Source organism: Ureibacillus sp. FSL K6-8385, assembly GCF_038593155.1.
Classification (GTDB): Bacteria; Bacillota; Bacilli; order Bacillales_A; family Planococcaceae; genus Ureibacillus; species Ureibacillus terrenus.
Genome location: NZ_CP151968.1, coordinates 1,312,299 through 1,334,089, shown reverse-complemented (window position 1 = coordinate 1,334,089; position 21,791 = coordinate 1,312,299). Strand labels below are relative to the sequence as shown.

14 protein-coding genes are annotated in these 21,791 nt (G+C 41.4%); 9 read left to right on the top strand and 5 right to left on the bottom strand.

Annotated features, from left to right (window positions below; translation table 11 throughout):
• The first annotated feature begins 119 nt into the window (after positions 1 to 119).
• From NST62_RS06500 to NST62_RS06490, 3 genes are read left to right on the top strand one after another with little or no spacing between them, the layout of a single operon-like run.
• Positions 120 to 1,667 (top strand): class I SAM-dependent DNA methyltransferase, encoded by a 1,548-nt coding sequence (locus NST62_RS06500; protein WP_342463239.1) that lies wholly within the window; start codon positions 120 to 122, stop codon positions 1,665 to 1,667.
• Positions 1,664 to 2,908 carry a restriction endonuclease subunit S gene (locus tag NST62_RS06495; protein ID WP_342463238.1) on the top strand — a complete coding sequence of 415 codons (1,245 nt, stop codon included), beginning with the start codon at positions 1,664 to 1,666 and terminating at the stop codon, positions 2,906 to 2,908. Before NST62_RS06500 ends, NST62_RS06495 begins: the two co-directional genes overlap by 4 nt.
• 34 nt (positions 2,909 to 2,942) lie before the next feature.
• Positions 2,943 to 6,002 (top strand): type I restriction endonuclease subunit R, encoded by a 3,060-nt coding sequence (locus NST62_RS06490; protein ID WP_342463237.1) that lies wholly within the window; start codon positions 2,943 to 2,945, stop codon positions 6,000 to 6,002.
• Between the two features lie 882 nt (positions 6,003 to 6,884).
• Here NST62_RS06490 and NST62_RS06485 read toward each other — a convergent pair.
• The 4 genes from NST62_RS06485 to NST62_RS06470 all read right to left on the bottom strand — a co-directional run bounded on the left by NST62_RS06485 (position 6,885) and on the right by NST62_RS06470 (position 10,041).
• Positions 6,885 to 7,073, bottom strand: a complete 189-nt coding sequence (locus tag NST62_RS06485; RefSeq protein WP_047818379.1) for a hypothetical protein — start codon at positions 7,071 to 7,073, stop codon at positions 6,885 to 6,887.
• A gap of 221 nt (positions 7,074 to 7,294) precedes the next feature.
• Entirely contained in the window at positions 7,295 to 8,095 is an 801-nt protein-coding gene (locus NST62_RS06480; protein ID WP_011229854.1) for an AAA family ATPase, read from the bottom strand.
• Positions 8,088 to 9,335, bottom strand: a complete 1,248-nt coding sequence (locus tag NST62_RS06475) for an IS481 family transposase (protein ID WP_141603373.1) — start codon at positions 9,333 to 9,335, stop codon at positions 8,088 to 8,090. Before NST62_RS06475 ends, NST62_RS06480 begins: the two co-directional genes overlap by 8 nt.
• Positions 9,336 to 9,477: 142 nt before the next feature.
• Positions 9,478 to 10,041 carry a DUF6431 domain-containing protein gene (locus NST62_RS06470; protein ID WP_011229674.1) on the bottom strand — a complete coding sequence of 188 codons (564 nt, stop codon included), beginning with the start codon at positions 10,039 to 10,041 and terminating at the stop codon, positions 9,478 to 9,480.
• Positions 10,042 to 13,266: 3,225 nt separating this feature from the next.
• Between NST62_RS06470 and NST62_RS06465 the strand changes: the two genes are divergently transcribed.
• The 3 genes from NST62_RS06465 to NST62_RS06455 all read left to right on the top strand — a co-directional run bounded on the left by NST62_RS06465 (position 13,267) and on the right by NST62_RS06455 (position 17,092).
• Positions 13,267 to 13,509 (top strand): hypothetical protein, encoded by a 243-nt coding sequence (locus NST62_RS06465; RefSeq protein WP_016838737.1) that lies wholly within the window; start codon positions 13,267 to 13,269, stop codon positions 13,507 to 13,509.
• 1,388 nt (positions 13,510 to 14,897) lie between these two features.
• Positions 14,898 to 15,386 carry a hypothetical protein gene (locus tag NST62_RS06460; RefSeq protein WP_289666583.1) on the top strand — a complete coding sequence of 163 codons (489 nt, stop codon included), beginning with the start codon at positions 14,898 to 14,900 and terminating at the stop codon, positions 15,384 to 15,386.
• Positions 15,387 to 15,637: 251 nt separating this feature from the next.
• The gene (locus tag NST62_RS06455; protein WP_342463236.1) at positions 15,638 to 17,092 is read left to right on the top strand and encodes a tyrosine-type recombinase/integrase; all 1,455 of its coding nucleotides are present in this window, start codon (positions 15,638 to 15,640) and stop codon (positions 17,090 to 17,092) included.
• A 39-nt stretch (positions 17,093 to 17,131) separates the two neighbouring features.
• On the opposite strand, the gene NST62_RS06450 is transcribed toward NST62_RS06455, so the two are convergent.
• Positions 17,132 to 18,037, bottom strand: coding sequence for a tyrosine-type recombinase/integrase (locus NST62_RS06450; RefSeq protein WP_309218084.1), 906 nt, complete (start codon positions 18,035 to 18,037; stop codon positions 17,132 to 17,134).
• Positions 18,038 to 18,332: 295 nt separating this feature from the next.
• Here NST62_RS06450 and NST62_RS06445 point away from each other — a divergent pair, with 295 nt between their 5' ends.
• The 3 genes from NST62_RS06445 to NST62_RS06435 all read left to right on the top strand — a co-directional run bounded on the left by NST62_RS06445 (position 18,333) and on the right by NST62_RS06435 (position 21,077).
• Positions 18,333 to 18,890: a DUF6431 domain-containing protein gene (locus NST62_RS06445; protein WP_087959845.1), complete on the top strand. Its 558-nt coding sequence runs from the start codon at positions 18,333 to 18,335 to the stop codon at positions 18,888 to 18,890.
• A gap of 140 nt (positions 18,891 to 19,030) precedes the next feature.
• Positions 19,031 to 20,284, top strand: a complete 1,254-nt coding sequence (locus tag NST62_RS06440; RefSeq protein ID WP_099232911.1) for an IS481 family transposase — start codon at positions 19,031 to 19,033, stop codon at positions 20,282 to 20,284.
• Entirely contained in the window at positions 20,277 to 21,077 is an 801-nt protein-coding gene (locus NST62_RS06435; RefSeq protein ID WP_087959892.1) for an AAA family ATPase, read from the top strand. The genes NST62_RS06440 and NST62_RS06435 overlap by 8 nt, the downstream gene beginning before the upstream one ends.
• The last annotated feature ends 714 nt before the right edge of the window (positions 21,078 to 21,791 follow it).

The following is a 21,791-nucleotide window of genomic DNA, read 5'->3' as shown; positions in this document are numbered from 1 at the left end:
TATGGAACGCTGTATAATTAAAGTTGGAATACTTTGGAGCATCCTAATGATTTCAAGTCTTTACTTTTGTTTTTCAACAAATCCTAGTATGAAAAAGATAAAGAAACAGGAGGCAGAGTATGACTGTAAAAGCAGACATCGATTTTCAGAAAGATTTGTTTGAGGCAGCCAATAAAATGCGTGGGAGTGTGGCTCCTGCTGATTATAAACACTATGTACTTCCGTTAATCTTTTTGCGCTATCTTTCTAATAAATACGAACAGCGTCGAAAAGAATTAGAGCAAATCGTAAAAGATCCAAGCAGCGATTGGTATACGGAAGATGATGAAATGCGGCAAATCATCATCACTGACCCGGACCAATATAAGGCGGAAAACGTCTTTGTCGTGCCTGAAGAAGCAAGTTGGTCTTATATTATGAAAAACGCCAAGCAACCGAATATTAAAGAGATTCTTGATAACGCGATGAAGCGTCTCGAAGAGGAAAACCCAGAACTGGAAGGCATATTGCCGCGAATTTACCAAGGTTCGAACCTACCGCCTGAAAACGTGGCAGGATTAATCGAAATTTTTTCCCGTGATGTATTTAGCGCCAATACGGATGACAGTGTAGATATATTAGGTCGTACATATGAGTATTTTATTAGTTCTTTTGCTGCTTCTGAAGGCAACAGAGGCGGAGAATTCTTTACGCCATCCAGTATCGTTAAGTTGCTTGTTGCCATGCTGGAGCCGAAAAGCGGGATTGTGTTTGATCCAGCGTGCGGCAGCGGCGGGATGTTTATCCAAAGTGAAGAATATGCGCCAAACAAGCATGCTCTTTCGTTTTACGGGCAAGAAAATGTAGTAACGACCGTACGTCTTGGAAAAATGAACGTTTTATTGCATGGCATCAATGCGGAAATTCGTTTAGGAGACTCGCTGTTAAACGATCAGTTCCCTGATTTAAAGGCCGATTACGTGATTGCCAATCCGCCGTTTAACCAAAAAGACTGGGGAGCAGATCGTTTATCAAAAAATGACCCGCGCTTAATCGGGCCAGTTACAAACAGCAATGCAAACTATATGTGGATGCAGCACTTCCTATACCATTTAAACGATACGGGTACCGCAGGATTTGTCATGGCAAACGGAGCCATGACGACGAATGTCAAAGAGGAAAAAGAGGTCCGTCAAAAATTAGTGGATGAAGGATATATTGACTGCATTGTTCAATTGCCTGAAAAACTGTTCTTTACCACAGGCATTCCATGTTGCTTATTCTTTTTAAGCAAAAACCGTAACGGCAAAAACGGCTATCGTGCAAGAAAAAATGAAATTTTGTTTATCGATGCTCGTAAAATGGGAACCCTCGTTAGTCGTAAGCAAAAAGCGTTATCTAAAGAAGAAATTGATAAAATCGCAGCCGTTTATCGTGCCTACAAATACGAAGGGGCTGAAGGATACGAAGACGTTGTTGGGTTCTGTAAGGTTGCAACAATTGATGAAGTACGAGCCAATGACTACAAATTAACACCGGGAATTTATGTTGGAACAGAAGTATCGGATGAAGATGATATACCATTTGAAGAGAAAATGGCTGAGTTAACTCAGCGGCTTTTAGAACAGTTTGAAGAGTCTAATCGCCTTCAAGAGAAGATTAAGAAAGACTTGGAGGAATTAATGTGATTGAGTGGAAAGAGTTTGCCTTAGAAGAAGTGGTAGAAAAATTTATTGATTATAGAGGAAAGACACCGAAAAAAACAGCAAGTGGTGTACCATTAATCACAGCAAAAATAGTAAAAAACGGTAGAATTAACACTCCGAATGAATTTATTGCTCTTGAAGATTACGATAAATGGATGACTAGAGGAATCCCGCAAAAAGGGGATGTCGTCATGACGACAGAAGCACCATTGGGAGAAGTTGCTCAGTTATGTTTTGATGGAAAAGTGGCATTGGCCCAAAGGATTATTACCATGAGAGGGAAAGTAAATGTACTTGATAATGGATTTTTAAAATATATGCTTCAATCCCCTTTGATGCAACATAGAATACACTCTCGTTCTTCAGGGACAACAGTTATTGGGATAAAAAGTTCTGAATTAAAAAAAATACCAATTCCAGTACCACCTATTGATATTCAGAAAAAGATTGCTTCAATTCTTGGAAGTATTGATGAAAAGATAGAACTGAACTTAAAAATGAACGAAACCCTCGAAGAAATGGCCATGACACTTTACAAGCATTGGTTTGTTGATTTTGGACCATTTCAAGATGAGGAGTTTGTGGAGTCAGAATTAGGGATGATTCCGAAGGGGTGGAAAGTAATACAAGTAAAGGATCTAGGTGAAGTGATTACTGGTAAGACTCCTTCAACCAAGGTGAAAGAATATTATGGAGATAAAATACCTTTCATCAAGATTCCTGATATGCATGGTAATGTATATATTGTGAAAACAGAAACTATGCTATCTGAATTAGGGGCACAATCTCAAAAAAATAAAATGTTGCCACCAAATACCGTTTGTGTCAGTTGCATAGCAACACCGGGATTAGTAGTGTTAACTTCTGAAATGAGTCAGACTAATCAACAGATTAATAGTGTTGTATGTAAAGAGGGAGTTAGTCCTTACTTCGTTTATTTATTTTTTAAAAGTATATCGGATAACATTGTTACATTAGGAAGTGGAGGCACAGCAACTTTAAATCTTAATAAAGGTGATTTTTCTCGGATTAAATTATTAATGCCCACAAATGAGGTTATGACGGGATTCAATAATAAGGTTGAATCTATATTCAACTTAATTAAAATAAATTCTCTAAATAATATTGAGTTAGAAAATTTAAGAGATTATCTCCTTCCCCGCCTTTTATCCGGTGAAATTGATGTATCTCAAGCAGAAAAACAAGTAGAAGAAGTGCTTTAAATAGACTTACATTCGACTAGGAGGTGCAAGCAACATGACGAGACCTCTAGGTGAAACGGAATTTGAAGAGACGACGATTGAACGTTTAAAACGGTTAGGTTATGACTATCTTCATGCGCAGGAATTGTTTCAGCGTGGAGAGCGGGACAGTCTTCACGAGGTAGTTCTTTACGGTCGGTTGGAAGCCTTCTTAAAGAAGGCTTATCCGGTCATACCGGAACAAGAAATCAAAAGGCTTGCTCAAATTTTAACGGCGCCGGATGGGGTAAAACTGATTAATCGGAATATGCATTTTCACCAAATGTTGACAAAAGGACTTGAATTTTCTTATGAGGTAAACGATGAAACGTACACGCCTCATGTCTTCCCAATCGATTGGGAACATCCGGAGAACAACGATTTTTTAGTGGTCAATCAATTGCCGATTGAAGGGCGCATGTCCCGTAGACCAGATATCGTTATATATATTAATGGTTTACCACTGATTGTATTTGAGTTAAAAAATCCAAACAACGAGCAAGCGACTGTTTATGATGCATATACCCAAATCCAAAACTATACGTATGATATCTCGCAATTATTTAACTACAACGCTTTTGTTGTCATTTCCGATAACGTGGAAACGAAGCATGGGATGCCGTTTGCCGATTACGATTTCTTTGCCTCATGGAAATCGATTGATGGGCGAAATGTCGATAACAACCGCGCCAATACGATGCGCACGCTGATTGAAGGATTATTTCCAAAAGACCGTCTACTAAACTATATTCGTAATTTTATTGTCTTTTTGGAGGAAGGAAGTAAAATTACAAAAATTGGCGCAAAATATCACCAATTTTTTGGCGTAAACTTCGCTGTCAATGAAGCGATCCGTGCAACGCGGCCGGATGGAGATCGAAAAATCGGGGTAATGTATCATACAACTGGTTCAGGCAAATCGCTAAGCATGTTATTTTTCGCAGGAATTTTATCGCGCCATCCGGAAATGGAAAACCCATCTATTGTCATTCAAGTGGACCGTAATGACTTAGACGAACAGTTGCATGATACGTTTGTGCAAGGGAAATCATACATCGGCCATGTGCATCACGCGGAAAATACCGAACAGTTGCGGACATTACTGAGAGGGGAAGCGGGACAAATTATTTTCTCCACTATTGAAAAATTCCGTAAAAAAGAAGGAGAAACCCGACACCCTGTTTTATCGGAAAGACGAAACATTGTTGTGATTGCCGATGAAGCACACCGTACCCAAGCCGGTTTTGCGGGCGGATTTGCCGCTCAGTTGCGTTATGCTTTGCCGAACGCTTCCTATATTGGGTTTACAGGAACCCCGGTCGATTTTGTTGATAACAATACAGAAGAAATTTTTGGACATATTATCCACCGCTACGATATGGCTCAGGCGGTCGAAGACAAAGCGACATTGCCCATTTACTATGAGAGCCGCCTAATTCCGCTTGATTTATCTACTGAGGACATTGATGAAAAATACAGAGAAATTATCGAAGAAGCAGGGGGAGACGATGAAGAGTCAGAGAACTATAAAAGAAAATGGGCCGCTCTGGAAAAAGTCGTCGGTACTCCAAAACGGCTCCGTCGTTTAGCCAAAGATATCGTATCACATTTTAACCAAGTCGCCAATCCGTTTCAAAAAGCGATGATTGTCTGCATGAGCCGGCGCATTGCGGTGGATTTGTATAACTATCTAAGAGAAATTCCTGAATGCCCTCCTGTTGAAGTGATTATGACAGGAGATGTATCAAAGGATCCTAAAGAGTGGCGAGAGGTTCCACCGGGAAGCAAATATGCGCATATTAAGTCGAAAAAAGAGCAAGAAGAAGTGAAAGCCAAACTTCGTGACCCAGAAGACCCTTTGAAATTTGTCATTGTCGTCGATATGTGGCTGACAGGAATGGACGCCAAACCGCTTTCTTACCTTTATGTCGATAAGCCAATGAGGGGACACAATCTTATGCAAGCTATTGCCCGTGTAAACCGTGTGTTTCCGGGAAAAGAAGGTGGAGTCGTCGTTGATTATATTGGTATCGCCACTTCCCTGAAAGAAGCAACTCATAAATATACGCAAAGCGGCGGAACGGGAAGTCCTACTTATGATATTTCAGAGGCCGTTAACATCTTTATGGATCATCTGGAGGCAGTAAGGGGATTTATTCCAAGCAAGAATGATGTTCAAAACTGGCGCGCAAAACCAAAGATAGAGCGCGAAGACTTCATTGCAGATCTTGTTAACATTCTTTTAAACCGAGATCCCGAGGAATATATCCAAGCAGCCACTAAACTGGAAAAATCATATCAGTTGGTGAAACATCAACCGGAAGTACTTGAACTTGCAGATGAGGTCATGCTTTATTTCATGATGAAAGCACAGCTTCGCAAACATTTACGCCCGTCAACTGGGGGATCTAAGGAAAATAAAACATTAGAAGAGCGATTATCAGAACTTATTGACAATAGTCTATTAGCGAAAGAAACGGTTGACATTTTCCAAATAGCAGGAATTGAACGCCCAGATATCAGCATATTGGACGATGCGTTCTTGGCAGATTTAACGAAAAAAGAGCATGTAGACTTGCGCTTAAAGTTGCTGAAAAAACTTTTAGAGGACCAAATCAAAGTGACATTTAGCCAAAGCCCACAGTCAAAGGCGTTAAGCGAACTTCTAGAGAAAACGTTAAGGGATTATCATAATCGTGTTATTCAGGCTGCCGATGTGGTCAGGGTTATGATTAAAATGCGCAAAGAAATGGAAGAAGAAATACGCAAGCGACACGACTTAGGACTGTCAGAGGAAGAAATTGAATTTTACAAAGCGATCACTGCTATGGAGCAGGAAGCGTTCTCAAACGAGTTTCTTGCTAGTTTAATCCATAAGGTGGTTAAAGCCTTAAAGAAACAATTAGCCGTAGACTGGACAAGTCCTCACCGTCGAGATGTTTACGCTAAAGTGAAATTAGCCGTCAAGCAAGTACTCATGAAAGAAAAAATTACCGGCCAACAATTGCAATTCTTAACAAACAAATTCATGGAACAAGCCGAGCAGCAATACAAAGACTGGCCGATGAATGCATGACAACGAGAATAGGATCGCGCTTTTTTTGTCACGTAAATGTTTGATAGGATGAGTGTCGGACATTGCCAGCATCCTTTTTATCACTCCACTGTTTTATTCTTCACAATCGTAACAGTGGCGGAGGGGATTTTAGGGGCTGGCAAGTCTTTTTTATATAATGAAAAGCTCTGCACTTTTCGGTTGCAGAACTCTGTACTTTCATTTTGCACTAAACAACCACTCACTTAATTAAAATGGAAAAAGTTCAGATGGATTTTTATTATTCACCGTGTACTACAAAGACCGTTTATCTAACGGATATGCTGCGCTGATGGAGTTGAGGTGTTGGAGGACACTTCAACTCCTTTCTTGTCCTCTTCATAAAAAACTTTTTTATTTAACGGACACCTCATCACACGTTTTTTATTTATATCAGAGGTAATATATATTGTTTCTATTTTTTATTGTAAAATTTTGTAATATTGAGAACGGTGCTTGCCACCGTTCGAGTGTATGTTCAATTTGTTGAAGGATACTGCAGGCATGTGTGGACCGTAAAGAAAAAAAGCAGCGTTTTGTAAAAAGTATAGAGAATGTCCATTTGACATGAAGCCGCTGCGGGCGTAGTAAAGCGCCGTATCAAGGGCTGCTTTACCTAAGAAGCAATCACCCCAACACTTCCGCGTTCAAGTGATATAGGAAAATTCCTATCCGCTCTCTGTCCATTTATTTTGCCGTAAACAAAAAGCCAACGGTAAGTGGATGGAGCTAGCTGGTGCAGCCACGACCAAACGAAACGGTAGAGGGAATGGAAAATCGGAATCTACAACACGTTGTTTGAATCTGCTTTGCACTGGACCTCATACTGTCAGGATTGAAAGTAAAAAAAAGAAAAAAGGGGATTCACTCCCGCTCCCATTCCTTTCCGCAATCCGGACATTGCCATTTGATGACACGATCTTCTTCCCGACTGTAAATACCAATTTTTCTGGATCCATGAGTAGCGCCGTAATGATGCTGGATTTCTTTCGGGATCGGTGGTCCTTGCAAATCAGCCCCGCAAAACGGGCAATATTCTTTGCTATCATCCATGTTTCTTTTGCTCCTTTCGATTGGGTGTAAATTAGCACATTATTTCAGAATCCCTTTTTCAAATTATTTCGGACGGATTCTGAAATAATGTGCAAAATCTTTGCGAATTATTCCAGGTTTTGCAGATTATTTCCGAACATTTGCACATTATTTCGGATGATTAACTAGAATGAGGATGGATCGGGATGAAACATAACAGGGGCCGATCAGCCCCTGCTGTGTCAGTACCCCATTTCTTCGGCTGCCATACGCACAATGTCTTCGTCAATCATATGTTTTTTTAATTGAGCGCCGTATAACAGGCAAGTGGTGGCGAGGTTGTTGATGATCCGCGGCCACCCCTGCGACTGCAGGGCGATCGCTTCTAAGGCAGCTGGGGTAAAAATCGGGTGTTTCGCCCCCGCCTGTTTCAGGCGGTGTTCGATATATCCTACCACTTCTTCCTTATCAAGAGGCCCCATCTGGTATCGCATGATGATTCGTTGGTGAAGCGGACGGTGTTGATTCAACCGTAGTTTTGCCTGTAAATGGGGCAGCCCCGCCAAAATCAAGACAAACGGATTTGTTGAGTCCATGTGAAAGTTGAACAGGATCGCGATATCCTGCAGAAAGGCATCCTTCGCTAAATGCATTTCATCGAGGATGAACACTGACGTTACCCGTTGTTCATGATACAAGCGCTCGATCCCTTGTTGGATTTGATAAAACAAGTCGACCTTGCGGTATTTCGGCTCTTCCCCGAGCCCGAAGGCAAGGCCGCGATAAAAGTCCATCACGCTTCCCGTTGACAATGGAAAATAAACGACGTGATACAGTGACGGATTCAGGGATTCCTTAAACGCCCGAAGGGCGAATGTCTTGCCGGCCCCTGGTTCACCGATCAATAGCCCGATCCCTCTTGTTCGTTTCACGTAGTCCAAAGCGGCGAGGGCCTCTTGATACGAGGCCCCTTGATAAGCCTCTGGTGGATTCGTCTCCTTCGAAAACGGCTCTCGGGAAAGGGAATAAAACGTTTTATACATCGTTTTCGCCTCCCTCTACCGGAACCGCCGCAAACGGTGACCGATGGCGTTTCACATAGGCATTGTCCTCGAAGCGAACAAGGACCGCTTCGGCGACCCGTTGACCGTCTTCGTACACATACACGCCTTGTTCATCATAACGGAGTTCGATCGATTGTCCGATGAACCGGGGCGGAACTTCATACAGCTGCTTGTTCAACGTGACCGTACCATCGGCCTTCACTTTACGGTATTCGCGTTTCAAAAAGATCGAGTCGAGCCAATCCGAATCCTCGACGAACGACACCAAATGGACTTGCGATTGAAACACTTCATGTGGCGTCTTCCCGTTCAACGAGGCATGCGGTTTTCGATGGTAATCTTCCTCCAACCACTTCCAAAATCGCTCGTTTAGCTCTTCGAGCGACTTCGGTGAATTCATTTCGAGCAACGGGTAAAACCGCGTCTGTACGGTGCGGAAAAATCGTTCGATTTTCCCTTTGCTTTGCGGATCGTACGGCTGGGTATGGATCAAGGTGATCCCTAACTCCGCGCAGGCGTACTGCAAGGGTTCCGCCCGATAAATCTTGCCGTTATCCGAGTAAATTCGCTTCGGCTTTCCGTATCGAAGCAGCGCTTCCTTGGTTACGATCCGCAACCCGTCAAATTTCTCGGAAGAGAAAAACTGAGCGTACGGCACGACCCGCGAGCAGTCATCGATATAGGCAATCAAAAACGTTTTTTGCGTTTTGCCATTCACGCGAATCAACGGGCCATGGGACAAATCACCTTGCCAGAGCTCATTGACCTGATCGTACGCGAATCGTTTTCGTTCAGGAATCGGTAAAATTTCTTTCCCCACGAGGTTGTATTTTTTTAAAAGTCGGTATATAGTGAAATAAGAGATGGATTGGATTTCCCCCTGCTCGATAAGGTGTTCGTAGAACACCGTCACGGGCATGTGGGGGTGTTTTTTTCTCAGGGCTAAAATGTGATCCTCTTCTTCAGGTGACAGCCTCCGGGAATGGCCACGGTCCGACCGTCGTTTCGGCTTCAGCGCCTCAAAGCCCCCTTTTTTGTACTGCGTGCACCAGTCGAGGATCGTTTTGGCGGCGATGCGTTTCTCTCCATGGTGGGGAACTTGATGGATCCGTTCCGCTACTTCCTTCAAGTACGTTTTTGGATCGACTTGTCCATTCACCAATGGAGCGATCAATCCATACCGAAATAAAGCGATCTCCTGTCTCATCGACTCATTCATTTCGATCTCCTCCTTCGTTCATCCCATTCTAGGACCTTATCGGTCCATCCTGTCTCTATCCTATCGGATCATTCCCCCGACCGTCGAGAGGAAAGGTTTGTGGAATCTATAAATGATTCCATATAAGGGGATATAAGTAAAATCAGGAACTGAATGTACGTGCAAAAAGATGCGTCGATCGGTGCTCCCATATCTCTTGGATGACGAAAAAGAGGCCGATCTCCTCCATCGTCTGGATCCACCATAGGGCTCGTTCTCTCGCTTGGGCGATGGCAGGACCAATTTTTCTCCAGCGCTCCGCAAAAAACCAATGAAGGTGGTTCAAATTTCGGAATAAACGTCGGACATAAAATAAAACCCCTTCATCCGTAGGAAGGAGTGGAGCCTCCTCCATCCCCCGTTTCGGAGTCAGGCCCAACCGTTCTTTCACCACTCTCCATATGGTGGGCAACGTATACTGAAAATAAGGGAGAAGAAATGAAGGCAACACGGCCACCGTCCTCCTGCACTCCGGGCAGCGATACCGAGCGATCCAAATGCGATAAGACTGATGCGACGTCACGGCATTTCGTTCGTAGTACCCATGGCGATAAAGAGGGCGTTTTGCCTGGCAATGAGGGCACCGCTTAAGAAGGGGAAAGTCGTTTTGTTTTCCCCGCTGGGCATATGTCTGGACATCGACCTGAAAGTCATGAAACCGAATCACGTCCTCGTCCCCCCTCTGGAAATCACCCATGTCCCATTCCGAAATAATTCACAAAAAATTTAGCACATTCTTTCGGAAAGGGGGAGAGGGATATTCCGAAGGAATGTGCAAAAAAGAGTCTTTTTTGTGCGGAAATAAAGTGATAATTTACAATTGGGCTTTGGATTTATTTTTATCTTTGTAATCAGAATACCATAACTCTTAGGATCCGATCGATAAGTGGTTTTCTGGAGAAAGCCGATCAGGCCTTATATCGGGCGAAGAAAACGGAGAGAAAAGGCCTCTTTCATATCATGGAACATAGGGTGTAAAGCCGGCACACAAAGCCTCCAAACCTCTTTTCAAGTGATGATGTTCAACTATATCGTGAAAAAGGAAGAAGGTCATGACTGAGAGTGGATGAGGCTCGCCAATGGGCAAGCCTATGTTTATGGATATTTTATGTCAGTCAAAAAATAAAAGCGAGAGGGAAGAGGAATACGTCTAAATCATCGAGGATGGAGGGATGGAGCGGATGACGCGACCGCTATTGATTATAGGGGAAAGCTTCACCATAACGGACAAAACCCGCTCAACGGATCAAAAAAGTGGAGTGGATTGATTATTTTGCAGGAAGAAGTTCGAAGTAAATGGTTAAAAAGGGGGCAATCGAGCTGGCGCTTGTCGGGATTCTAACATCGTCATTTTTTGTTCTTTGGATCATCGTTACAAGCAATAGATACTATACATGATCCATTTTTCAACGAATTCCTTTGCGTCTATGAATGAAAGGGATGGGAGTTGATGATCGCTCCAATACAGGAAGGGTAACCAGCTATCGAAACACTCCGTAAAAATTTCATCCATTTGTCGATGAGTATCTTCATAAGTTTACAATGGAAACACTCTTGATAAAACGTCGGGGGCATTCAAAAATCAGGAGCGGATTTGGAGATGTGAGATCCTAATTCTCTTCTTGGAAAGAGGGATTTTGTTTATAAAAAACCGTGATTTGACGCGGTTGTGGAAAGAAAAGGGGAATGAAGTTGTTCATAGGGTTAACTGGGTAAGTTATTGTATACCCAGTTAACCTTATGAAACGATAGGTTCCATCAACACCATTTTGTCTGAATCCGCAAATACATCCCCCTGCCCCTTTGTGACCTACGGATCCATTTTTCCGTAAGCCCGACCATTGGTAAACAAGGAATCGTATTTCATCCCACATATTCTTTTCTGCAGATCAGCGGGCGCTATTCTCTCTCTTAGGCTCAATATTTGGAAACACCTTATCATTACGTTGATTCAGCACGATGATTCGTCTCTTTTGTTGGTCCCAATTAGGGATCAACAAGCGGCCATGGCGCCAAACCATTCTGCTCTGAAGTGATCGACGTGGTAACGCATATAGGAAACAAAAAGGAAAAAATGAGTAAAAACGCAGAAGGATCAGGACAAGGAAAACCCAATGGCTACGATGAATCGATACGCACTTTCGTTACCATTTGTTTTTTACAAGAAAAAAGTGCAGAACATTGCGGTATATAAATTCCATATATAATGTGTTAAAGCAGATGATAAAATCCCAATATAGCTGAATAAAATTCCTCACTTACAATAGAACTATAATGTCAATAAGAGGAGCAATGGTTCATGATCACGAGTTATGACGCATTCCAGAGAAGGGAAAGATCATGAAAGAACGAATACACGAGTATGGTCACCGATTCCATTTGCTTGTCACGGAGGAACGATGATTCTCCATGGTAGAATACGTAGTTACTCTTAATATGCCATATTCAGAGTTTTTGTTCCGCTTATTCACTTATTAGAGGCGGAAATTGTCAAAAGGCAGGAACGATCGATCCAAACGCTCATCAAAGTCCAAACTGCCGTATCGCAAGACGATCCATACGTTTTTACCGCGCAACCTTCGTTGGATGAGTGATGGATTCGAGAACTGCTTACGTTGTCGTGTATTGACCGAAAAGAAAATATCCTTTTTCTCTGCCCACCAAGGATTGGAAAGACACACCTGGTTGATTTCGATTGGAATGGAGGCAATAGTAAGAGGATATCAAACGTATTTTGTTACCGCCCGTGATTTGGTCACTCAGTTAAGAAGAGGCGGTCAGAAAGTTGGAGAAAAAGCTTCCTGTCTTTGTGAAGCCAACTGTTCTCATGATCGATGAAATGGGGTACCTAAAACTGGATCCGAACAGCGCTCATTGCTTATTTCTAGTGATCACCCAGCGGTACGAGCATATCCCAACAAAATCTCTGGGGAATGGGAAGAAATTGTGGGAGACTCGGGCGATGTTAGATCGATTGCTACGTCATTCCATTACCTAAAGAGGGGAAAGCTATCGATTACAGGAAAAGAGGATCCAAAAAAGAAAAACAAAGGGTTCCATGAGATCTTTCTGGGGAATGTTAAACCGGCGATTTTGGGGAAAATATAATCAACCTTGACATACGAAGTGTGTGCCTACGAAAATCAACGTATTTTTCTAGTGTATAGACTTAAAAGGCTTTTTCTAAATTGTCCTTGCCTAAAATGGGCTGTCGAACTCGGGGTACGGAAAATATGTAAAAACCTCTTCTCGGTACGGAAATTTTGTAAAAAGTGCTTTGCTGGTACGGGATTTTTGTAAAAAGTGCTTTGCTGGTACGGGATTTTTGTAAAAAGTCCTTGCTGGTACGGAAATTTTGTAAAAAGTGCCTTGCTGGTACGGGATTTTTGTAAAAAGAAGGGGATGGCTGGTACGGAAAATATGTAAAAACTACTTTCCACCTATTCCTCTCGCTCCTGTTTGTCATCTGGACATTGTCATTTGATTATTCGATTAATTTTTCTCTTGGATGTATTCGTACTTCTTCCCGTTTCTTTTTCATTTCATTACTACAAATATACTTTAAGTTTCTTTTGCTTGCCTCTATATTGAATTCCCTACCTAGGTGGCCATTATGTTATCTACCCAGTCTTCACTTTTGTCGAGCAGATTTGTTATTTTACAGGGAGAAATTCGATGAAATGGGTTAAAAAAAGGCAAAGGGTAAGATAGAATGATAATAGATAATCGATTTTGTTTTTTACTTTTCTTTCCTTTTACAATTAATATAACAGAAGGCCTTTTTGGTCCAGAAAAATGGTGAAAAATCATCGGTAAGGATGTATGGCGAAAACAGTCGTTAACATTCTTGCCGATGTTTTTTTATTTACAAAATATGTTGGAGGGATTGTGTATGAATCAGTATTATGTCGTGAGAAGAGTGAAAGGGAGAGATGAAGAATTTGCAGTAATCGATGCTTTATCTTTGGATGAAGCCAATGCCATTTTTGAAGTGCGTTATAAAACGTTTAAAGAAAACATGGAAAAAGGTGAATCGTTCTTTATTTTTCAACCGGACGGACCGCTGACATTTGATAAGAATCATCAAGTCAAATTTCCGAGAGGGAGAATGGCGATCATTCACAAATTGTCTTAAAGCAAAAAGAAAGAGGCTGTTCCAAAAGGTCGTAAAAACCTTTTGAGGACAGCCTTCTGTTTTGTTTTTACATATCATCTGGAGATTTGAAGGCTTCTGAATGGTTTAGAAGCCATCTTTTTTCATTTCCTTCGATGGTTACGGGCGATCATCATAATCCATCATAAAGGATCTTTTCTTAAACCTGATTATTATTGCCGCGGTCATCGTTACGATTTATTGTGACCCATTATTGTATCGAAGCTTTGGATGATATGTCCTACGTATCCTCAGTGTCTAACTGGATAAATGTGATGTTCTCACTTGGCATCTCCAACTCTTCCTCTATGTCCTTTAAATCATGATCACCTTGCGGAGCAGGGATGATATACGGAGTTCGCTCCGAATGAAGTACGATTTGTTCAACTTCCTCTGGCTACAGTTGTTTCACTTCATTTCGATAAATCTCCATTATTCTTTGAATAAATTGATGCAAGTTGGTGTACAAGGATGAGTCATATGCATTGCTCACATGTACGTAAACGATTTTAAATAATTGGCCTGATTTTCTAATAAATAGAAGAACACAATGATAACCTCGTTAAGCAGTTGCTTGGTTGCTTTGTTGAATTGCATACACTTCATTTCATTTCAAAACGTATGGTTTCTTCCAACCTATTCAACGATGTCATAAGCAGGCGAATATCCGTTGCTTAATCCGGGGGCCATACTCTTAAAGGTAGATAATACGTTCATTCAACGTCAAGGCATTTCATAATACATTACATTTGCTGTTTCTCATTGGTAAGGAAAACAATTCCCTTAAATGGAATGGGTAAGTGCCAACCCAGAAAGTGTAATTTATTTTAATAGAAAATTTAGGTCAAATTAGGAGTCAGGGGATAGTAATAGTCGTCTGGATAGGTCATTCTTCTAAATTTGAGAACACTTGATTTGGGACGTTTTTAAACTATTAGGTATATGAAGTTGTTCATACAGTTAACTGGGTAGGTTTTAATATACCCAGTTAACCCTATGAATCTGTAACTCAATGTGAGATATTTTAGCATTTCATTGGAGTCGAATAGAAAAAAATACACTTTTAAATCGCTCAATAAAAGAAAGGTTGCATGACGGCCAATACTATTTCGATAAGTGATGGGGCGGATGTATTTTAATTCGTATCTTTTATTTGTATCGTTCGACCGGGCATTGTAAAACTGCTGATAAGGCCATCGGTTAAGTATAGATTGATCAAAATATCATGATAAATTTTGAATACATTCTTTTCAGAATCCGTAGCACATCTGAATTTATATGGCTATAAATTGCCACAAATATTCTACAAAAGTTATTAAAATTTAGCACAAGCGCAGTTATAATGTTTAAAACAATCGGAGGTGATTTAAATGAAATTAATAGAAGCATTAGAACAGTTAAACAACGGAAAATCAATTGCAGAAGTTGCAACTATGGCAGGAATAAATAAAAAAGACTTAGAAAGAAAACTGGCAAATGCAGCAATTGAATTTGATCAAGAGGAAAATGAATATAAATATAAAGGCATTGCACCAGAGGAATCATTGAGTAGAGATGTAAAAAGTAAAATCGTCGTTTTATTAGCTGATAAACCCTTTGTAAAAAAGAAACAAGAAAATCGAACGCCAATAAACGTTGAAGAGGATTTCGATTTAGAATATAAAATGTTCAAAGATTATCTAAAAGTAGATCATTCGTTGTTAACAGAGAAGAAGACCTTTTTCTTAACAGAAAAAATGTATAACACAGTAAAAAATCTAAGTATAGAAAAATCATTTAAAATAAATGCACTAGTAAATGTTTTGCTGGAAAGAGGGTTGGAATATTACAAGGTTGATTTAAAAGAAAAGGATGACTGATGATTGGTAATAATCATCACTTATGATTGCAGATCCTTTGCTCTTATTATTATATTTTGCAAAATAATTGTTGACTTTTCATCATAATCTGATAAAATACAAAACAAATGAATAACTTAATATACGACAAGGGAAAACCCCAAGCTTTACAGCGCTACCTATGCGTATATACACGCATAAGAAGTAGCGGTGTTTGGCTTGGGGTTTTTTGTATTTTAAGCTCAATTATTTTTATGCGGAGGTAATAGATCATGAGCAAGACAAATATTTCAGCTAAATCTACTTTAATTGAGGCTTTTAATGAATATGAAAAAAGCCAGTTTTGGTCAAAAAACACTAGACGTACCTACCGTAAAAATGTAATTTACATGTCAGAATATATGTTAAACCAAGGGTTAAATCCAGTGCTTGAGAATATCGATTATGAATTTGTGAAGATATGGGAAAATGATCAACGAAAACAAGGCTATAGTCCGAGAACGATAAAACAACATCAGGCAACGATGCAATCTATGTTTACGCATTATAACCGGCTCGGAGTTATTAACGGAAATCCATTCGCAGCATTAAAAATCACAGATTCTAATAAACAAAAACATCATTCGAGAGCATTAAATATCACCGAATTATACCAAGTTTACAAAGCTGCGTTTGAGTTGCAAGAAAGAGGTGTTAATGTATTAGTTCCAACCCTAATAGATATGTTTACTGCTCTCAGAGTCACATCGCTCGAAAAACTAACCGTTCGTTCAGTCTCTACTACTATGAACGGTCTAGTTTATGAGTTCGATCCCAAAAAAGATCGAGTAAAAGAAGATAAACTTCTTGACCAATATCTAGAGGAAGGGGATAAACACACTGACAATTCGCCAAACAGCAAAAACAAAGACTTCTTTATTCCATTACCACCTAAGCTCATGAAATTACTCACCCAATATATTGAACACATGGAACCAAATGATGCATTGTTATACGGCTTGAGAGGAAAGCCGCTCATTAACAAGCAGATGAATTATATAATCGATAAAGTATGTGAACATTTGGGATGGATAAAAGTAGAATATGAACAACCAGAGAATAAGGAAAATCATAATCATGCAAAAGAGAAGGGAAGAAGAAACAAAATCATCCGTAAAACAGAGAAGTATTTCACACCGCACGGATTACGATACACTCTTTCTACATTGTTTCATGAAATGGGGGTCTCAGATGATGCTATACGCTTTTTGCTTGGACACTCTAGATATGAGCTTGGCGCTCTGCAGCATTATATTTTAAGTGATGCAAAGTATATTAAAGAAATTCGAGCGGCCCAAGTAATAATCGAAACTCTTTTTGAAACTGCTATGGAACTTGAATCTAATTATAATATCACGCTAGATTTAGAAGAAATTTTTGATGAAATTCCTAAAGTTTATTCGAATCAATTGAAAAACAAAAATTACATCAATCTGTTTAAAGAACATCTCGTAAAGTATGCATTTGCGGCATTACAGCAAAAAATACTTAAAGAATCAGGGAATAATCATTCTGATTATTTTACATTTAAAGCACCAGAACTTTATAATCAGATTGCTATGGCGCAGCAAGGGTATTTTCCACATGCTCCAATGCCTTATCAGCAAACTCATGGAATGCACTCAATGTCATACGATCTCACGCATCCAGTGCCTTTGTATCCGCCAACTCATATTCACATGAAATAACTACCCGGCTAGGGTAGTTATTTCCGTACTAAGCAGGTTTTAAAATATGTTAAATGTTTCAATCGCTTTTTTCTTTTGCTCAAAGTCAACATGAGTGTATACTTGCGTCGTGACTAAACTTTCATGGCCGAGTAGTTCTTGTACGGTACGCAAATCAACATTTTCTTTATTTTCTTGTATCAACAAGGTAGCAAACGTATGCCGCAAATGATGGAGTGAGAACCGTTGAGGTGGCAGACCTGCTTTTTGTAAGATTTCTTTAAATATCTTATGTAAACCACGCGGATTTAGTTTTTTGCCGTTTTTATTTAAAAATACCGGTTGGGAAGGATGGAGCTGATATTCCTCTAAACTTCCCATATAACTTTTAATTAAAGGAACAACCATAGGATGAAGGGGGAGTAAGCGCTCTTTTTTTCCTTTCCCATATATGCGTATCGTGTTGTTCGATAAATCAATTTGTTCCCAAGTTAGTTCAACAATTTCAGATCTTCGCATACCCGTAGTGGCTAACAGTTTAAATAGAAGATGGTTTCTCATCGCCATTCGGCTATTGTCTTGCTCTAAAAAATGAAACAGTTTTCGTAGTTCAGACAAAGACATATAAGTCGGTAATTTGCTATCCGTTTTAGGAGTATCAATTCCAATCATAAAATCGTTGTCGATTAGATTTTCTTTGACGCAGTATTTACTGAACGATTTCAAGCAAGAAATTCTCCGATAGACCGTTCTAGGTTTAACATTTTCTTTTGTAATCTGATGCTGGATGAAGCGACGAACATGCGTTTTTGTAATGTCATTAAGTTGTACTGAATAACCGTGTTGAATTAAGAAGTTCTCGAAACATCTCAAATCATAAGCATAACCATCAACGGTGTTAAGTGAATAGTTTTTTTCAATTTGCAAGTACAACACAAATTCATCAATGGCTTGTCGAAACAACATAAAAAACACCTCCAATTGATAATCAACGACCGATGATAATCGATAAAAAAATAATGATAATTCGTTTAAAAAATGATAATTCGTAGACACAAAAAATTATGAGGAACTTAGGTTAACAAGTTCCGGATAATTGATTTTATGGGTGTAAATTATCACTTTATTTCGGAACAAAAGAGCCATTTTTTTGCACATTCCTTCAGAAAGCCCTCTCCCCTTTTCTGAAAGAATGTGCTAAATTTTTTGTGAATTATTTCGGAAGAGAAAATCCATCGGTTCATAGGAGGGGGAGGAGGACGTGATTCAATTTCATGACTTTGGCATTGACGTCCAAACGTATGCAGAGCGTGGAAAAGAAAACGACTTCCCTCTTCTGAAAAAGTGTCCGCATTGCCGGGCCAAGCGCCCGTTGCACCGCCACGGTTACTATGAGCGAAACGCATTGACCCCACATGGTGATTATCGCATTTGGATTGTCCGGTATCGCTGTCGGGAATGCTTGAAGACGGTGAGTGTGCTGCCTTCCTTTCTCCTCCCGTATTTTCAGTATACGTTGTCCGCCATATGGCAAGTCGTGAAAGAGCAGTTGGGATTGACCGAGGGGACGAACCGGGCTCCGTTTCTCCCGACAAAGGACGGCATCATCTTTTATGTCCGGCGGTTCTGCCGAAACCTATCAAACCTTCACAGCTTTTTTGCGAGGCGGTGGAGGATCATAGGCCCTATCGTGAAAAAAGAAAAGGAACGGGCTTCCTGGTGGATCCGGACGTTGGAGAAACACGGTCTCTATTCGGTCATCAGAGACATGTGGGAGGACGGATTCCGACACCCTTTTGCGAATCAAATGGGATCCTGATTTTACATACATATCCTAAATTGGAAATAGTTGAGGTTCCCACAAACCTTTCCTATCGACGGAGAAAAAGCGATCCGGTACGATAAGGGCAGACGGACCGGAACGGTCCTGATTCCAAGTGAGACAAGGAGGAGATTCGAATGGATGAGTCGATGAGACACGACATTGCCCTGTTTCGGTACGGGCTAATCGCTCCGTTGGTGAATGGGCAGGTGGAACCGAAGACGTATCTGAAAGAGGTGAGCGAGCGAGTGCACCATGTTCCCCACCAGGGCGACAAACGAATCGCAGCCAAGACGATCCTCGATTGGTGCACCCGATACAAAAAAGGGGGCTTTGACGCCTTAAAGCCGAAGCGCCGTTCGGACCGCGGCCACTCAAGGCGTCTGTCGCCCGATGATGAGGATCATATTTTAGCCCTAAGAAAAGAACATCCCACCATGCCCGTGACGGTGTTCTACGAACACCTGATCGAGCAGGGGGAAATCCCAGAAAATCATACCTCTTACTTTACTATATACCGATTGTTGAAAAAACACAACCTTGTCGGGAAAGAAATCTTGCCCATGCCGGAGCGAAAGCGCTTTGCGTATGACCAGATCAATGAGCTTTGGCAAGGGGACTTATCCCATGGACCAACGATTCGAGTCAATGGGAAAGCCCAGAAAACGTTTTTGATCGCCTATATCGATGACTGCTCGCGGTTTGTGCCGTACGCGCAGTTTTTCCCTTCGGAGAAGTTTGACGGGCTGCGGATCGTCACGAAGGAAGCGGTGCTTCGTTGCGGGAAGCCGAAGCGCATTTACTCGGACAACGGGAAAATTTATCGATCCGAGGTGCTGCAGTATGCGTGCGCCGAGATGGGAATTACGCTCATCCACACCCAGCCGTATGACCCGCAAAGCAAAGGGAAAATCGAACGGTTCTTCCGCACCGTACAGACGCGGTTTTATCCGCTGCTGGAGTTGGATCCCCCGAAGTCGCTCGAAGAGCTGAACGAGCGCTTTTGGAGGTGGCTTGAAGAGGAGTATCATCGAAAACCGCACGCCTCGCTGGACGGAAAAACGCCGCATGAGGTGTTTCAATCGCAAGTGCATCTCGTGTCGTTCATCGAAGATGGCGATTGGCTGGATGCGATTTTTCTGAAGCGGGAGCACCGCAAGGTCAAAGCCGATGGAACGATCACCTTGAACAAGCAGCTGTATGAAGTGCCGCCCCGGTTCATTGGGCAATCGATTGAACTCCGCTATGACGAACGGGGCGTCTATGTGTACGAAGATGGAAGGAAGGTGGCGGAGGCCGTTCGGGTTCGTTTGGAGGACAACGCCTATGTAAAACGCCATCGGTCCCCGTTTGCGGCGATTCCGGCGAAGGAGGGAGAACACGGTGTATAAATCGTTTTACTCCCTTTCGCGGGAGCCGTTTGCGAAAGAAACAGACCCGTCCGAGGCGTATCAAGGGGCGCCGTTTCAGGAAGCGTTGCGGGCGCTGGAGTACGTGAAACGAACCCGGGGGATCGGGCTGTTAATCGGAGAGCCAGGGGCGGGCAAGACGTTCGCCCTTCGGGCGCTGAAAGAGTCATTGAATCCATCATTGTATCATGTCGTCTACTTTCCGTTATCCACCGGAGGCGTGATGGATTTTTACCGTGGTTTGGCCTTGGGATTAGGAGAGGAACCGAAGTACCGCAAGGTAGACCTCTTCCGCCAAATCCAGCAGGCGATCGAGCGATTGTATCATGAACGGCGGATCACGCCGGTGTTCATTTTGGACGAGATGCATTTAGCGAAGGATGCATTTTTACAGGACATCGCGATCTTGTTCAACTTTGAGATGGATTCGACCAACCCATTTGTCTTGATTTTGGCCGGGCTGCCCCATTTACAGGGGAAGCTGCGGCTCAATCAGCACCGCCCTCTCGACCAGCGGATCATCATGCGATACCGGATGGGGCCGCTGGAGAAGGAAGAGGTGGCGGGCTACATCGAACATCGGATGAAACAGGCCGGGGCGAAGCATCCGATCTTCACCCCATCGGCGTTAGAGTCGATTGCCCTGCAGTCGCGGGGATGGCCTCGGGTGATCAACACGTTGGCCACGACGTGCCTGTTATACGGGTACCAGCTGAAAAAGGACGCCATTGACGAAGAAATGGTGCGCATGGCCGCAGAGGAAATGGGGTATTAGCACGAAAGGGGCCGAATCGGCCTCTTTTGTGCTTTCTCTTTTCCATCGATCCATCAGGCGCGCTGGAAATCTTCATCTGAAAGAGCGTGCAAACGTTCCGAAAGAATGTGCAAAATCCGGAACAATCCGCAAAAATTTTGCACATTATTTCCGAATCCGCCTGAAATAATTTGAAAAAGGGATTCTGAAATAATGTGCTAGTTTACAATGGGTACTTGAGGGAAGAAACCCTCAATTTAGGCGGAAATTATCTAGTTGACATAATATAAATTATCGGAAGTTAAATCTCATAATTGAAGAATACTTCTAATAGTGAGACAGAAAAGATTTTTATGATTCATAAACTTTATTAACAATTTCCCTTATTACAATTATTTTTTGTATATCTTTATTTCATAACTAGGAATTTTAACAATTTATTAAATACAATTTTTCAATCAAAACTATTTTTATAATATAAAAACATTGTAAAACTTTATTTTGTATTCCTATTCACAAACTTTCTTTATTATTTAGCGCTTGTCAGATCCTTTCTTGATTTCATTTCTTTTTTGTTGAAATCCTTCCATATTTCCCCACTTTTATGGTCATGTGAATCATTTAACAATCAAAAATTCGTTTTAAAGCTAAAATTTTCTCTTTTAAGTACGTTTTTTCGCAAAAAAATTTGTATAATTTATAGAAAAAGTATTGCAATTTTGTGAACGGTTCAAT

Excerpts from the sequence above, each read along its gene's own strand:
- NST62_RS06500 (WP_342463239.1), top strand. The coding sequence starts at position 120 with ATGACTGTAAAAGCAGACATCGATTTTCAGAAAGATTTGTTTGAGGCA.
- NST62_RS06490 (WP_342463237.1), top strand. The coding sequence starts at position 2,943 with ATGACGAGACCTCTAGGTGAAACGGAATTTGAAGAGACGACGATTGAA.
- NST62_RS06485 (WP_047818379.1), bottom strand. The coding sequence starts at position 7,073 with ATGGATGATAGCAAAGAATATTGCCCGTTTTGCGGGGCTGATTTGCAA.
- NST62_RS06480 (WP_011229854.1), bottom strand. The coding sequence starts at position 8,095 with ATGTATAAAACGTTTTATTCCCTTTCCCGAGAGCCGTTTTCGAAGGAG.
- NST62_RS06475 (WP_141603373.1), bottom strand. The coding sequence starts at position 9,335 with ATGAATGAGTCGATGAGACAGGAGATCGCTTTATTTCGGTATGGATTG.
- NST62_RS06465 (WP_016838737.1), top strand. The coding sequence starts at position 13,267 with ATGAATCAGTATTATGTCGTGAGAAGAGTGAAAGGGAGAGATGAAGAA.
- NST62_RS06460 (WP_289666583.1), top strand. The coding sequence starts at position 14,898 with ATGAAATTAATAGAAGCATTAGAACAGTTAAACAACGGAAAATCAATT.
- NST62_RS06455 (WP_342463236.1), top strand. The coding sequence starts at position 15,638 with ATGAGCAAGACAAATATTTCAGCTAAATCTACTTTAATTGAGGCTTTT.
- NST62_RS06450 (WP_309218084.1), bottom strand. The coding sequence starts at position 18,037 with ATGTTGTTTCGACAAGCCATTGATGAATTTGTGTTGTACTTGCAAATT.
- NST62_RS06440 (WP_099232911.1), top strand. The coding sequence starts at position 19,031 with ATGGATGAGTCGATGAGACACGACATTGCCCTGTTTCGGTACGGGCTA.